Origin of the sequence: Micromonospora sp. 067-2, assembly GCF_046549295.1 — a bacterium.
Lineage (GTDB): Bacteria > Actinomycetota > Actinomycetes > Mycobacteriales > Micromonosporaceae > Micromonospora.
The window spans coordinates 389046-403491 of sequence record NZ_JAJPWB010000002.1; the positions used below are offsets into that span (position 1 = coordinate 389046).

13 protein-coding genes and 1 tRNA gene are annotated in these 14446 nt (G+C 70.6%); 2 read left to right on the forward strand and 12 right to left on the reverse strand.

The genetic code is table 11. The features are described from left to right. Positions 1 to 137: 137 nt before the first annotated feature. The 8 genes from ACLJN9_RS05395 to ACLJN9_RS05430 all read right to left on the reverse strand — a co-directional run bounded on the left by ACLJN9_RS05395 (position 138) and on the right by ACLJN9_RS05430 (position 7933). Positions 138 to 1391, reverse strand: a complete 1254-nt coding sequence (locus ACLJN9_RS05395; RefSeq protein WP_410810203.1) for a sulfate adenylyltransferase subunit 1 — start codon at positions 1389 to 1391, stop codon at positions 138 to 140. Positions 1392 to 1501: 110 nt separating this feature from the next. Next, on the reverse strand, positions 1502 to 2413 hold the full coding sequence (gene cysD / locus ACLJN9_RS05400; protein ID WP_410809952.1) for a sulfate adenylyltransferase subunit CysD: 912 nt from the start codon (positions 2411 to 2413) through the stop codon (positions 1502 to 1504). Between the two features lie 74 nt (positions 2414 to 2487). Next, positions 2488 to 3318, reverse strand: coding sequence for an inositol monophosphatase family protein (locus tag ACLJN9_RS05405; RefSeq protein ID WP_410809954.1), 831 nt, complete (start codon positions 3316 to 3318; stop codon positions 2488 to 2490). A gap of 134 nt (positions 3319 to 3452) precedes the next feature. After that, positions 3453 to 4043, reverse strand: a complete 591-nt coding sequence (gene pth / locus ACLJN9_RS05410; protein WP_410809956.1) for an aminoacyl-tRNA hydrolase — start codon at positions 4041 to 4043, stop codon at positions 3453 to 3455. Positions 4044 to 4138: 95 nt separating this feature from the next. Beyond that, the gene (locus ACLJN9_RS05415; RefSeq protein ID WP_410809958.1) at positions 4139 to 4837 is read right to left on the reverse strand and encodes a 50S ribosomal protein L25/general stress protein Ctc; all 699 of its coding nucleotides are present in this window, start codon (positions 4835 to 4837) and stop codon (positions 4139 to 4141) included. A 344-nt stretch (positions 4838 to 5181) separates the two neighbouring features. Further along, positions 5182 to 6162 carry a ribose-phosphate diphosphokinase gene (locus tag ACLJN9_RS05420; RefSeq protein ID WP_410809960.1) on the reverse strand — a complete coding sequence of 327 codons (981 nt, stop codon included), beginning with the start codon at positions 6160 to 6162 and terminating at the stop codon, positions 5182 to 5184. A gap of 61 nt (positions 6163 to 6223) precedes the next feature. Beyond that, positions 6224 to 7792: a bifunctional UDP-N-acetylglucosamine diphosphorylase/glucosamine-1-phosphate N-acetyltransferase GlmU gene (glmU, locus tag ACLJN9_RS05425; protein WP_410809961.1), complete on the reverse strand. Its 1569-nt coding sequence runs from the start codon at positions 7790 to 7792 to the stop codon at positions 6224 to 6226. A gap of 69 nt (positions 7793 to 7861) precedes the next feature. Further along, a tRNA-Gln gene (locus ACLJN9_RS05430) sits at positions 7862 to 7933 on the reverse strand. Positions 7934 to 8365: 432 nt separating this feature from the next. Between ACLJN9_RS05430 and ACLJN9_RS05435 the strand changes: the two genes are divergently transcribed. Both ACLJN9_RS05435 and ACLJN9_RS05440 read left to right on the forward strand, forming a co-directional pair. Further along, on the forward strand, positions 8366 to 9331 hold the full coding sequence (locus tag ACLJN9_RS05435; RefSeq protein WP_410809962.1) for an acyl-CoA desaturase: 966 nt from the start codon (positions 8366 to 8368) through the stop codon (positions 9329 to 9331). 237 nt (positions 9332 to 9568) lie between these two features. After that, on the forward strand, positions 9569 to 10246 hold the full coding sequence (locus ACLJN9_RS05440) for a TetR family transcriptional regulator (protein ID WP_410810204.1): 678 nt from the start codon (positions 9569 to 9571) through the stop codon (positions 10244 to 10246). A 6-nt stretch (positions 10247 to 10252) separates the two neighbouring features. On the opposite strand, the gene ACLJN9_RS05445 is transcribed toward ACLJN9_RS05440, so the two are convergent. The 4 genes from ACLJN9_RS05445 to ACLJN9_RS05460 form a co-directional block, all read right to left on the reverse strand. Beyond that, on the reverse strand, positions 10253 to 10729 hold the full coding sequence (locus tag ACLJN9_RS05445) for a DUF4383 domain-containing protein (protein ID WP_410809963.1): 477 nt from the start codon (positions 10727 to 10729) through the stop codon (positions 10253 to 10255). 211 nt (positions 10730 to 10940) lie between these two features. Continuing rightward, entirely contained in the window at positions 10941 to 11396 is a 456-nt protein-coding gene (locus ACLJN9_RS05450) for a DUF4383 domain-containing protein (protein WP_410809964.1), read from the reverse strand. Between the two features lie 100 nt (positions 11397 to 11496). Next, entirely contained in the window at positions 11497 to 13302 is a 1806-nt protein-coding gene (locus ACLJN9_RS05455; protein ID WP_410809965.1) for an ABC-F family ATP-binding cassette domain-containing protein, read from the reverse strand. Positions 13303 to 13461: 159 nt separating this feature from the next. After that, positions 13462 to 14409, reverse strand: coding sequence for a 4-(cytidine 5'-diphospho)-2-C-methyl-D-erythritol kinase (locus ACLJN9_RS05460; protein ID WP_410809966.1), 948 nt, complete (start codon positions 14407 to 14409; stop codon positions 13462 to 13464). Positions 14410 to 14446 lie beyond the last annotated feature (37 nt).

Sequence of the window (14446 nt, forward strand, 5' to 3'; positions counted from 1 at the left end):
GCCCGCCGGGTGGAAGATCGTGGTCGTTCATGGAACTAGTGGCCTCACCCGGTGGGCGAGGCCACTAGTTCATTGATCGAGCGTGATCTTGCCGGCGGCACGAGACAGCCCGGCCAGGGCGGCGTGGATGGAGCAGGTCAGCTGGCTTCGACGATCATGCCGGCGCCGACGGTGCGGTTGGTGGCCTCGTCGATGATGACGAAACCGCCGGTGGTGCGGTTGCGCCGGTACTCGTCGGCCAGCAGCGGCACCGTGGTGCGCAGGCGCACCCGGCCGATCTCGTTGAGCCGCAGCTCGTCGGCCGACTCGTCGCGGTGCAGTGAGTTGATGTCCAGCCGGTAGTGCAGGCCGCGCACGATCGCGCGCGCCGAACGGGTGGTGTGCTTGATCGCGTAACGGCCGCCGACCCGCAACGGGCGGGTCTCGTCCATCCAGCAGACCATCGCCTCGATGTCCTGGGCGACCGCGGGGGCGTTGTTGGGACGGCAGATCATGTCACCACGGGAGATGTCGATCTCGTCGACCAGCCGTACCGTCACCGACATCGGCGGGAACGCCTCCGCGACCGGCCCGTCGGCGGTCTCCACCGCGGCGATCCGGCTGGTGAAGCCGGACGGCAGCACCATCACCTCGTCGCCCGGCTTGAGCACTCCGGAGGCCACCTGACCGGCGTAGCCGCGGTAGTCGGTGACCGTGGTGGACTGCGGCCGGATCACGTACTGCACCGGGAACCGGACGTCGACCAGGTTGCGGTCGCTGGCGATGTGCACGCGCTCCAGGTGGTGCAGGAGCGAGGAGCCCTCGTACCACGGCATGTTCTCCGACCGGGTGACGATGTTGTCTCCGCGCAGCGCGGAGACCGGCACCACGGTCAGGTCCGGTACGTCGAGCTTCGCGGCGAACGCGGTGAACTCGTCGGCGATCCGCTCGTAGACCTCCTGCGACCAGTCCACCAGGTCCATCTTGTTGACGCAGAGGACCAGGTGTGGCACCCGCAGCAGCGAGCAGAGGAACGCGTGTCGACGGGACTGCTCGACCAGGCCCTTGCGGGCGTCCACCAGGATCAGCGCCAGGTCGGCGGTGGACGCGCCGGTGACCATGTTCCGGGTGTACTGGATGTGCCCGGGGGTGTCGGCGATGATGAACTTGCGCCGCGGCGTGGCGAAGTACCGGTACGCCACGTCGATGGTGATGCCCTGCTCCCGCTCGGCGCGCAGACCGTCGGTGAGCAGCGCCAGGTTGGTGTATTCGTCGCCGCGCGCCGCGCTGACCGCCTCCACCGCCGCCAACTGGTCGGTGAAGAGCGACTTGGTGTCGTAGAGCAGCCGGCCGATCAGGGTCGACTTGCCGTCGTCCACGCTGCCGGCGGTGGCGAAGCGCAGCAGGTCCATCCTTCGGGCCTCCGGCCCGGCCCAGGTGGCAGCCGGGCCGTCCGCCGCATCGGCGGTGGCAGCCGGGCCGTCCGCCGCGTCGGCGGCCCGGACCTCGTCGAGGTCGGTCATCAGAAGTAGCCCTCCCGCTTGCGGTCCTCCATGGCGGCCTCGCTGACCCGATCGTCACCACGGGTGGCGCCGCGCTCGGTGATCCGGGTGGCCGCCACCTCCTCGATGACCTTCTCCACCGTGTCCGCGTCCGAGCGGACCGCCGCGGTGCAGGAGGCGTCGCCCACGGTGCGGTAGCGCACCTGCGCCTTGAACCGCTCCTCCCCCGCCCGGGGACGGAAGAACTCGTTGACCGCGTAGACCATCCCGTCGCGCTCGATCACCTCGCGCTCGTGCGCGTAGTAGATCGACGGCAGCGGGATCCGTTCGCGGGCGATGTAGTGCCAGACATCCAGTTCGGTCCAGTTGGACAGCGGGAAGACCCGGATCGACTCGCCCGGGTGGTGCCGGCCGTTGTAGAGCGACCACAGCTCGGGCCGCTGGTTCTTCGGGTCCCACTGGCCGAACTCGTCGCGGAAGCTGAACACCCGCTCCTTGGCCCGGGCCTTCTCCTCGTCCCGGCGGGCACCCCCGAACAGCGCGTCGAAGCGGTGCCTCTCCACCGCGTCGAGCAGGACCGGCGTCTGGATCCGATTGCGCATCCCGTCGCCGGACTCCCGGACCAGCCCGCTGGCCAGGGCCTGCGGCACGCTGGCCACCACGAGCTGCAACCCCAGCTCGGCGACCCGCTGGTCGCGGTATTCCAGGACCTCGGGGAAGTTGTGCCCGGTGTCGACGTGCATGACCGGGAAGGGGATGTTGGCCGGAGCGAACGCCTTCTGCGCCAGCCGCAGCATGACGATCGAGTCCTTGCCGCCGGAGAAGAGCAGCACCGGGCGTTCCATCTCGGCGACCACCTCGCGCATCACGAAGATGCTCTCCGCCTCCAGAGCGTCCAGGTGGGAGACCCGGTAGGCGGCGGGGGCGGTCACGACCCCGGCTCGATTCGCTCGCTCATCCGATTTCCAGACCTTTCCGGTCGGGCATGTCTAGAAGTGCGCTCAGGCTACCCGGAATGCCTCTGCAACGCTGCAAGCAACCGAGAGGCGAGATCCTTGCGGCAGACCAGCAGATCAGGCAGCCGCGGATCCGCCTCGTTGTATCTCAGCGCAGAACCGTCGATCCGGGAAGCGTGCAGTCCCGTGGCCGTCGCCACAGCCACCGGCGCGGCCGAATCCCACTCGTACTGCCCACCGGCATGGATGTACGCGTCCACCTCACCCGTGACCACCGCAGCGATCTTCGCGCCGGCCGACCCCATCGGCACCAGCTTCGCACCGATGTCCTCGGCCAGGTCGGTGAGGAACACCGGCGGCCGACTCCGACTCGCCGCCAACCGGATCACCCGGACGCCGGCCGTCGCCGCCTCCACCGTCATGGGTGGGTACGCCGGCGGGTAGTCAGTGCCCAACACGCGATGCTGCGCCGGCAGCCCCACCGCCCCGGCGACCAACCCGTGTGGGCTCGGCGCGTTACGCGCCCACAGAGCCACGTGCACCGCCCAGTCCGAACGGCCCTCCTCGGCGAACTCCCGGGTGCCGTCCAACGGGTCGATGATCCACACCCGGTCCGCGGTCAGCCGGGACACCGCCCCGGCGTCCAGCTCCGCCGCCCAGGACAGCCGCGACCCCTCGTCCTCCTCGGACAGCACCGCGTCCCCCGGCCGCCACCTCGCCAGCTCGGTGCGGATCAGGTCGTGCGACACCTTGTCCCCGGCCGACTTCAACGCGCCGCCGTCAGCGAAGCCCAGCTCCGTCCGCAGGTCGAGCAGCGCCTGGCCGGCCCGGGCCGCAAGCCACCGGGCGAACGCGCCGTCGATCATCGGAGGACTGGTCATTTCGCCTGCTCCCGTCGCCTTCGCCGCGACCCGTGCCGCACGGCGCTCCGCCGCGACCCGCGTCGTCGGTCGCGGCACGCCGAAAGGCGCAGACTACCGGCCCAACAACCCCGATCCGGTACGCCCCGCCCGGCTCAACCGCCGTGGTAGAGGTTCTGCGTCGGCTCCACGCCCTTGACGACCACCGACTCCACCACATCAGCGGCCCGGTCGACCAGAAAATCCAGCTCCTTGCGCTCGGTCGCGCCGAAATCCGACAGCACGTAGTCCGCCGGGTCCTGGCGCCCAGGCGGCCGGCCGATGCCGAACCGCACCCGCACGTACTCCTTGGTACCCAACGACTTCGACATCGAGCGCAGGCCGTTGTGCCCGCCCTCACCGCCCCCGCACTTGACCCGCACCTGGCCGAACTCGATGTCCAGCTCGTCGTGCACCGCGATCACCTGCGCGGGCGACACCTTGTAGAACTGGGCGAGCGCCGCCACCGGCGCTCCGGAGAGGTTCATGTACGTCAACGGCTTGGCCAACACCAGCTTCGGCCCGCCGAAACCCAGTCGACCCTCGCCCGCCTCGGCCACGGCGCGCTTGTGCCGGCCGAACTTCGCGCCCACCCGACCGGCCAGCAGGTCGGCCACCATGAACCCGACGTTGTGCCGGTTACCGGCGTACTCCCGACCCGGGTTGCCCAGGCCGACCACCAGCCACGGCCCCGCCTCGTCCGTCACGACCCCGCCTCTCCCGCCGTCCGTTTCACCGACACCCGATACGCCGACAGGCGCCCCCGAACGCTCGGGGACGCCTGCCGCACAGTACGAACCGATCAGGCCTCGGTGCGCGCCTCGGTGTTCTCCCCGCCCTCGGCGGTCGGGGCGGCGTCCGCACCCTCGGAACCCTCGGTGACCTCGCCGACCTCGGCCTCGTCCTCCTCGGTCGCCACCTCGATCTCGGGCAGCGTCGCCTCGAGCTGCTCGGCCGTCGGGGCGGCGGTCACGGAGGCGACAGTCAGCTCCGAGTCGGCCACCAGCTCGACACCGGTCGGCAGCGTCACGTCGGCGGCGGTCACCTGCGAGCCCGCCTCCAGGCCCTCGATCGACGCCTCGAGGTGATCCGGCACCTTGGTGGCGTCGGCGGTCACCGAGAGGGTGTCGTGGTCGTGCACGATCAGGGTGTCCCTCGCGGCCTCACCGGTCAGCTGGACCGGGACCTCGACGGTGACCTTCTCGCCTCGGCGGACCAGGAGGAGGTCCACGTGCTCGAAGGTGTCCTTGATCGGGTCACGCTGGATCGCCTTCGGCAGCGCCAGCACCTGCGTGCCGTCGGTGATGTCGATCGCGAACAGCTGGTTGGCGCCACCCTTGCGGATCGCGGCGGCGAACTCACGGGACGGCAGCGCGATGTGCTTCGGCTTCTCGCCGTGGCCGTACAGCACGGCGGGCACCTTGCCGGCCCGGCGGGTACGGCGGGCACCACCCTTGCCGAACTCGGTGCGGGGCTCGGCGCTGATCTTTACCTCGGACACGGGGAAACTCCTGATGCTTTTCGCTGCGGCGGCTTGTCGTCTGGCGGTGCTGGGGCGAGGGGCTCGCTTGGGGCTCATGCGTCATGAACGACTGCCCGGAGCACCGCGTCGATGACGGTGCCTCCGTGCGGCGCTGTTCAGCGGCCCGCCGGGCACCCTCGCCGTGGCAACCGCACCAGTCTACCCGAGCTGATTCCGGGGTTGCCGGCAGTCCCCGTTCACGGCTCCAGGCCGGCGCGCCGGTGGTGTTCCCACCAGCGTGCCAGCCCTGTTCTCACCAGCCTGCCAGCCCGGCTCCGTCGGCGCGGCGGATGCCGGAAACGGGGCTCACCGCACCGCGACGCTCAGCTCAGGCCACCGAAGAGGGTGGTCACCGAGCCATCGTCGAAGACCTCCCGGATCGCCCGCGCCAGCAGCGGCGCGATCGACAGCACGGTCAGCTTGTCGAGCTGCTTCTCCGGCGGCAACGGCAGCGTGTTGGTCACCACGACCTCACTGATCGGGCTGTTCTTCAACCGCTCGGTGGCCGGATCGGACAGCAGCGCGTGGGTGGACGCGACCACGATCTCCGCCGCCCCCGACTCCTTGAGGATGTCCGCAGCGCCGGTGATCGTGCCACCGGTGTCGATCATGTCGTCGACGATCAGGCAGACCCGACCCTCGACCTCGCCGACCACGCGGTTCGCCACCACCTGGTTGGGCTTCATCGGGTCGCGGGTCTTGTGGATGAACGCCAGCGGGCAGCCGCCCAGACGGTCGGTCCACCGCTCGGCCACCCGTACCCGGCCCGAGTCCGGTGCCACCACGGTCATCGGCCGGCCGGCGTACCTGTGCTCCACGTACTCGGCGAGGATGTCCATCGCGAAGAGGTGGTCGACCGGACCGTCGAAGAAGCCCTGGATCTGCGCGGTGTGCAGGTCGACGGTGAGGATCCGGTTCGCGCCGGCCGTCTTCAGCAGGTCCGCCACCAGCCGTGCCGAGATCGGCTCACGACCGCGGTGCTTCTTGTCCTGACGCGCGTACGGGTAGAACGGCAGCACCACGGTGATCCGCTTGGCCGACCCGCGCTTCAGCGCGTCCACCATGATCAGGGTTTCCATGACCCAGGTGTTCACCCCGTGCGTCACGGACTGCACCACGAAGGCGTCCGAACCACGCACCGAGTCCTTGAACCGCACGAAGATCTCGCCGTTGGCGAACTCGTACGCGTCGGCCGGCGTCGGCGCCACGCCGAGCACCTCACCGATCTCCTTGGCCAGCTCCGGAAAGCCACGTCCGGAAAAGAGCATCAGGCTTTTGCGGTTTTCGGCGACGATGCTGCCCATGGGCCCGTCTGCTCCCGTTTTGTCGGTGGTACCCAGCCCGGTGGTGGTGGTGGGTCGGGGACTATTCGGTTGCAGTATCTCCCGTGCCGGACGCACCGCCCACCGTCTCGGCCTGCCCGTGCATTGCCTCACTGTGGCTTGCCGTGGCGCCCGCGGCGCCCTCGGTGCCGTGGGCCCGCTGCGCGGCCTCCGCCGCGGCCGTGCCGGCCCGCCGCTTCACCACCCAGCCCTCGATGTTGCGCTGGCGTGCCCGGGCGACGCCCATCGCGCCCGCCGGCACGTCGTCCACGATCACCGAGCCGGCCGCCGTGTACGCGCCGTCGCCCACCTCGACGGGTGCCACGAACATGTTGTCCGCTCCGGTCCGGGCGTGGCTGCCGATGACCGTGCGGTGCTTGTTGACCCCGTCGTAGTTCACGAAGACCGACGCCGCGCCGATGTTGCTCTGCTCGCCGATCGTCGCGTCACCCACGTACGTCAGGTGTGGCACCTTCGAGCCGGCACCGATCTGCGAGTTCTTCACCTCGACGAACGTGCCGACCTTCGCTCTCTCGGCCAGCCGCGCGGCGGGCCGCAGGTACGCGTACGGCCCGACGCTGGCGCCCGCGCCCACCTCGGCGCCCACCGCGTGGCTGCGGACCACCGACGCGTCGGGGCCGACGATCGTGTCGACCAGCGTGACGTCCGGCCCGATCAGCGCACCGGCGCCGACCACGGTCCCGCCTCGCAGTTGGGTGTTCTGGTCGACGATCGCGTCGCGGTCCAGCGCCACCGTCACGTCGATCCAGGTGGTCGCCGGGTCCAGGAGGCTCACGCCGGTACGCATCCACGCCTCGTTGACCCGGTCGCGCAGCAGGTGGCGCAGCGTCGCCAGTTCCACCCGGTCGTTGCAGCCCAACGTCTCCACATGGTCGACGGCCACGTGCACCGCGACCGGCTCGCCAGCGGAGCGGAGCAGCCCGAAGACGTCGGTCAGGTACTCCTCGCCCTGGTCGTTGTCGGTGGAGAGCTTGCCCAGCGCCGCACGCAGCCGCACCGCGTCGAAGGCGTAGATGCCGGCGTTGATCTCCCGGATCGCGCGCTGCGTGGCGTCGGCGTCGCGCTCCTCGACGATCTGTTCGAGCCGGCCGTCGGTGTCCCGGACGATCCGCCCGAGGCCGGTCGGGTCGGGCACCTCGGCGGCCAGCACGGTGGCCGCCGCCGCGGCCTCCTCGTGCGCGGTGACCAGCGCACCCACCGTCTCCGGGCGCAGCAGCGGGACGTCTCCGTTGATCACCACGACCGTGCCGGCGCCGTCCGGCACGGCCTCCAGCGCGATCCGGACGGCGTGGCCCGTGCCGAGCTGCTCGGCCTGGAGCACCGGTGTGGCATCCGGGGCGACCTCGGTGAGGTGCTCCCGGACCTGGTCCGCGCCGTGTCCCACCACAACGACGGTGCGCGCCGCGGCCAGCGGCGCGGCCGCGCTCAGCACGTGGCCGAGCAGAGTCCGACCGAGCAGGGGATGCAGCACCTTGGGCAGCGCCGACTTCATCCGCTTTCCCTCGCCCGCGGCAAGTACGACGACGGTACGGAGGTGGGGCTGGGGCACGACGTGGCTCCCGTCGGAAACGGCGGACACTCTCGCGGCCATGCTAACCGCGGTGCCGGGCACGTTCCCGTCTTACCCCCACCAGGTCCTGAAACGGACGTAGGTGAACAGCTCGGCCGCCAGGGTTCGAACCTGAAATACGGGTACCAAAGACCCGGGTGTTGCCAATTACACCACGGCCGATCGACGACGTGCGGCAGCGCACATCGCGTGAGGGATGAACATCCCGCCGCTACACCTTAGCGTCCCGCCTGCCAGCCGCCAGCGCTCAGTTCGCACGCCCGGACGACGGCGGCCCGCCGAGGCGACGACCCCGGGGCCCAGAAGTGCTGGGCCTGCTGAAGATCGCGCTGGATCGTGGATGTAGTGGCCTCGAAAGAAAGGCGTCACCACTACATTCACGATCGAGCACGATCGCGGAGCCACGGTGGGATCCCTAGCGAGCGACTCGTGCGACGGCCGCCCCGCCAAGAGGTGACCTGTCTGGGGCTTGACCTGCGTTCCAGCGCGGCTGACGACGCCGTTCGGGAACTTCCGCGTGCGATCTACGGTGCCGTAAGTTACGGTGACGTAGGCGTAGCTTCGTGATCGTTTTCTCCCCCTCTGCGAGGTGCCATGTCCACCGCCCTGCTCGAACCCGACACCGCCGGCCCCGGGCCGAAACCGCTCACCGACGGCAGTCAGTCCTCCGGGATCCTGGCCGCCCTCTGGGCCTTCGTGGTGATCCCCTTCGTCGCCCTGCTGGTCGCCGTCCCGCTGGCCTGGGGCGGTTGGCTCGGGTGGAGCGACGTGGTCATCGGCCTGGTCTGGTACGTGGTCTCCGGGCTCGGCATCACGGTCGGCTTCCACCGCTACTTCACGCACGGCTCGTTCAAGGCCAAGCGTTGGCTGCGGGTGACGTTGGCGGTCGCGGGTTCGCTGGCGGTGCAGGGCGAGATCATCCAGTGGGTGGCCGACCACCGGCGGCACCACGCCTTCTCCGACCTGGAGGGCGACCCGCACTCGCCGTGGCGCTTCGGCACCAGTTTCTGGGCGCTGACCCGCGGCCTGTTCCACGCGCACGTCGGCTGGCTGTTCCGCCGGGAACTGTCCAACCGGGCGCGGTTCGCCCCGGACCTGCTCGCCGACCGCGACATCAGCAGAGTGGACAAGCTCTTTCCGATGCTGGTGGCCATCTCACTGCTCGGCCCGGCACTGATCGGCGGTCTGGTGACCTGGTCCTGGCAGGGCGCCCTGACCGCGTTCTTCTGGGCCGGGCTGGTCCGGATCGGCCTGCTGCACCACGTCACCTGGGCGATCAACTCGGTCTGCCACGTCTACGGCGAGCGCCCGTTCGCCATGCGCCAGGGCGACCGGGCGTCGAACTTCTGGCCGCTGGCGATCCTGTCGTTCGGCGAGAGCTGGCACAACCTGCACCACGCCGACCCGACCAGCGCCCGGCACGGGGTGCTGCGCGGTCAGGTGGACATCTCCGCCCGGGTGATCTGGCTGTTCGAGAAGTTCGGCGCGGCGTCGCAGGTCCGCTGGCCGAAGCCGGATCGCCTCGCCGCCAAGCTGGTGAAGCCGGTCGCACCCCGCTGAAAAGCGGGCAGTGCTCCGGGAAGCCGCCTGGCAGGATGGCCGGGTGACCGAGCGACCCGGGCAACCGGACGGCTCGGCAGACGGGGAGCCGGGCCCGATCCGGGTACGGTCGGACGGCGGGGCCGGGCGGTCGGACCGCCCGCCGGCCAGTGAGGCGACGACGTGAACGGGCACAGCGGAGGCACCATCCAACGGCAGGGCGTCACCGAGCGCCAGCAAGGCGGCGACATGCCCGAGATGACTGACGGCGACGGCGCTCCGCGTGCCGTTCCAGCCCCGGCGTCCAAACCCAAACCCACCTCCCGGGTCCGCATGTCCGCGGCCCAGCGGCGAGAGCAGTTGATCGCGATCGGTCGGCAACTGTTCGCCGAGCGTGGTTTCGACGCCACCTCCATCGAGGAGGTGGCGGCCCGTGCCAAGGTCTCCAAGCCGGTGGTCTACGAGCACTTCGGCGGCAAGGAGGGGCTCTACGCGGTGGTGGTGGACCGGGAGGTCCTGGCTCTCCTGGACCGGATCACCACTGCGTTGACCGCCGGGCACCCCCGGGAGCTTCTGGAGCAGGCGGCGATGGCCCTGCTGGGCTACATCGAGGAGGAGACCAGCGGCTTCCGGGTGCTGGTCCGCGAGTCACCGCTGATGTCCGCGACGGGCAACTTCAGCAGCGTGATGAACGACGTGGCGCACCAGGTCGAACACATCCTGGGCGCCGAGTTCAAGAGCCGCGGGTACGACCCGAAGCTCGCCGAGCTGTACTCACAGTCCCTGGTGGGCATGGTGGCGTTGACCGGCCGCTGGTGGCTGGAGGTGCGCAAACCGCGCAAGGAGACGGTGGCGGCGCACCTGGTCAACCTCGCCTGGAACGGGTTGTCGCATCTGGAGGCGAAGCCCACGCTGATCACCTCCCGCCGCCGCTGACGCCCGTCAACGACGGTGCGCCTCGGCCACCGGGTGGCTGCGGTTGCGCCGTTCCTCCTCGGCGTGCTCGTCGGGGCCGACCTTGTCGTACAGGCCGGTGCCGAGCAGGATCAGGCCGAACAGCATCGACACGACCACGGTCGACATCGAGAAGTTCAGGAAGTTCGCCCCGGTCTGCAGCACGGACATCATCAGGATGCTGGTCACCAGGAAGACCACGCCGGCGGTGAGGTTCATGTAGTGGCCGAGATTGCTGCGCCGGGACGCCCCGATGATCAGGACGACTCCGAAGATCACCGAGGCGAGTGAGAAGCCCAGGTTGGTGCGCAGCCCGAGGGCCCAGTGGCTGCCCCGGTCGAACAGCGGGTTGCCGATCGTCTCGACCACGCCCCAGACGCCGAAGACCAGGATGTAGACGCCGATCAGGCCGGAGAGAACCCGGTAGAGCGGCCGTGCCGGATGGTTGACCGGAAAGTGCGGCATACCCCTGATTCCCCGTCCACCCGAGAAAGACCATTTCAGGAGGATTGTCACCTGAGGCAGCCGCGACTGTCCGGGAAACCACGAAGCCGGAAGGGTCCGCCGACGGCGGGACCGAGTCAGGTTCTCGCCGGAGCCCGAGCTGCGCAGGAATCAAGCCCGACCGTCCGGAGCAGCTCGGGCTCCGGCGAAAACCACACCGCAACCGAAGGACTCAGAGCACCAGGCGAGCCTTGTGCCAGGCCTCCGACTCCTCGTCCGAGCCGACCTTGCCGTACATGCCGACCATGAGCAGGACGAGGGCGGCCGTCATCACCACGATCACGGTGGCGATGCTGAAGTTGAAGATGTTGGCATCCGTGCGGATGAACGCCAGACCGGCCAGGCTGACCACCATCAGGGCGTACGCCAGCCACTGGTTGATCGCCACGTCGATGTTGCGGCCGAGCACGGTGCCGGCCAGCACGACGAGCCCGACCAGCACGCTGAACAGCGCGAAGCCGAGGTTGGTGCCCTGACCGAGGACCCGCGTGCCGTCCTGGGCGAGGATGTCGTCACCCGCGCTCTCGAGAATGCCGAGCACACCGAAGACCACCAGGTACAGACCGGTCAGCCCGCCGATCGCCCGGTAGATCGGCCGCGCGGGATGGTTGACGGGGGTGTGGGCCATGTCGAGTCTCCAACGCCGTGGGGTGAGGTGTCGTCGACGATTGTCCCGCATGTGGCGGTGTGACGCCGCACACGGCCCCCGGCCGGGCGAGCCTGCCTGGTCAGCTCTCGGGCAGATCCTCGGCGAGGGCCATCCACGTCTCCTCGATCCGCTCACGCTCGGCGCGCAGATCCTTGAGCTGGGTGTCCAACTCGGCGACCCGGGCGTAGTCGGTGGCGTCCGCGGCGAGCTGGTCGAGCAGCGTGGTCTCGCGCTGGTCGAGCTTGCTGAGCTGCCGTTCCAGCCGGCTCAGCTCCTTGCGGGCCTGCCGGACCTCGGCGGCGGACATGCCACCGGCGGAGGGGCCGGTGGGCGCGGAGACCGAGGCGGGGCCGACGCGGGCCGAGCCGGCCCGCTCCGCGGTGCGGGCAAGATACTCGTCGACGCCGCCGGGCAGGTGCACCAGCCGACCGTCGCCGAACATGCCGTACGCCGACTCGGTGACCCGTTCGATCAGATAGCGGTCGTGGCTTGCCACGATGATCGTGCCGGGCCAGGAGTCGAGCAGGTCCTCCAGGGACGCCAGGGTGTCCGTGTCCAGGTCGTTGGTGGGCTCGTCGAAGAGCAGCACGTTGGGCTCGCCGGCGAGCAGCCGCAGCATCTGCAGCCGGCGGCGTTCCCCACCGGAGAGGTCGCTGACCGGGGTCCAGAGTCGGCGGTCGTCGAAGCCGAAGACCTCGGCGAGCTGGGCGGCCGAGACCTCCCGGTCGCCGAGCTGGACCCGACGGGCGACCTCTTCCACGGCTTCGAGCACCCGCAAATGACCGGGCAGCTCGGTGAGCTCCTGGGACAGGAACGCCGGCCGCACGGTGGAGCCGGTGCCGAGCCGGCCGCCGTCGGGGCGGGTGATGCCGGCGAGCATCCGCAGCAGCGTCGTCTTGCCGGCACCGTTGGCGCCGAGGATGGCGATCCGATCGCCGGGGCCGACCTGCCAGGTGACGTCGCGCAGGATCTCCTTGGGGCCGGCGAGCAGCTCGACGTTCTCCAGGTCGTACACCTGCTTGCCGAGCCGGGAGGTGGCCATCCGCTGCAGCGACATGGTGTCGCGGGCCGGCGGCACGTCGGCGATCAACGCGTTCGCGGCGTCGATACGGAACTGGGGCTTGGAGGTGCGGGCGGGCGGGCCACGGCGCAGCCAGGCGATCTCCTTGCGGAGCAGGTTCTGCCGGCGGGCCTCGGTGGCGGCCGCGACGCGTTCGCGCTCGACGCGGGCGAGGGTCCAGGCGGCGAAGCCTCCCTCGTACGCGCGGACGGTCTGGTCGGCGACCTCCCAGGTGGTGGTGCAGACCGCGTCCAGGAACCACCGGTCGTGGGTGACCACGACCAGGGCACCCCTGCGGCCGACCAGGTGCCGGGCCAGCCAGTCGACGCCGCCGACGTCGAGGTGGTTGGTGGGCTCGTCGAGGATCAGCAGGTCGGAGTCGCGGACGAGCAGCGCGGCGAGCGCCACTCGGCGCCGTTCGCCACCGGACATCGGGCCGACCGGCTGGTCGAGGCCGAGGTGCGGCATGCCGAGGCCGTCGAGGATGGCGCGAACCCCGGCGTCGCCGGCCCACTCGTGCTCGGCGCCCATGCCCTCGCGGAGCCAGGCGGTGCCGAGCACGACGTCCCGGACGGTGGCGTCGGGGGCGAGGGTGAGCTGCTGCGGCAGCCAGAGCACCCGCAGGTCACGACGGTGGGTGGCCCGGCCGTCGTCGGGCTCCTCCTGCTTGGTGAGCAGCCGTAGCAGGGTGGACTTGCCGGCACCGTTCAGGCCGACCACGCCGATCCGGTCGGTGTCGTCCAGACCGAGCGAGACGTCCGTGAGTAGCCGCCCGGCGGCGCCGTACCCCTTGGACACCCGGTCCAGATTGACGATGTTGGCCACACTCCCACCCTCCATGATCAAGGCGTCCCGGTGCCGGCGGGCACCTGGACGCCTTTCCCAAGGGTACGCGGGCGCGCCGCCCGGCCGCCGCGGCGGCCAACCAACCCGCGCCGGCCCACCCGTACCGCATGATCCACTCGAGATCCTGGACAGCGGGTTTCAGACGATGCGGGCGCCAGCCACGGGGCCGTGCGCGACCCGCGCCTCCCGGCAGACGCCGGCCGCTTCCAACTCGCCGGCGATCCGCTCGGCGTCGGCGGCGTCGGCGGCGAGGAAGACGCAGGTCGGGCCGGAGCCGGAGACGACGCCGGCGAGCGCACCGGCCGCCTCGCCGGCCTTGAGGGTGTCGGCCAGCGCCGGGCGCATGGCCAACGCGGCGTCCTGGAGGTCGTTGCCGAGCGTACGGGCGAGCACCCGCGGGTCGCGCTGACGCAGCGCGCCCAGCAGCGCGTCCGTGCTGCCCAGCGGGGCGCCGGCCGCACCGGAGTCGCGCAGCCGGTCCAACTCGCGGTACGCGGCCGGGGTCGACAGACCGACGTCGGCGATGGCCACCACCCAGTGCCACGAGGTGGGGCGGGCCAGCACGGGGCTGATCGCCTCGCCGCGGCCGGTGCCCAGCGCGGTGCCGCCGTAGATCAGGAACGGCACGTCGGAACCCAGATCGGCGGCTATTTCGGCCAGCTCGTCACGGGACAGCCCGGTGCCCCACAACGCGTCGCAGGCCACCAGCGCGGCGGCCGCGTCGGCGCTGCCGCCGGCCAGCCCGCCGGCGAGCGGGATCTGCTTGCGGAGGTGCAGCCGGGCGTGCGGCTGCACCCCGGCGTACCCGGCGAGGGCGTGCGCGGCGCGGATCACCAGGTTGGTGTCGTCCAGCGCCAGCTCGCCGGTGCCCTCGCCCTCCATGGTCAGCGCGAGCGTGTCACCCCGACGGGCGGTCAACTCGTCGTGGACGGAGATGGCGTGGTAGACGGTGTTCAGCTCGTGATAGCCGTCGCGGCGCAGCGGGCCCACCCCGAGGTGCAGGTTGACCTTCGCGGGCACCCGAACCCTGACCGGGCCACTGACCGCCAGACGCTCGTCCTCGTCGCCTCGCCAGGCCTCGGTCACGGCGTGATGTCCCAAACGTGCAGGCGGATGTCGAACG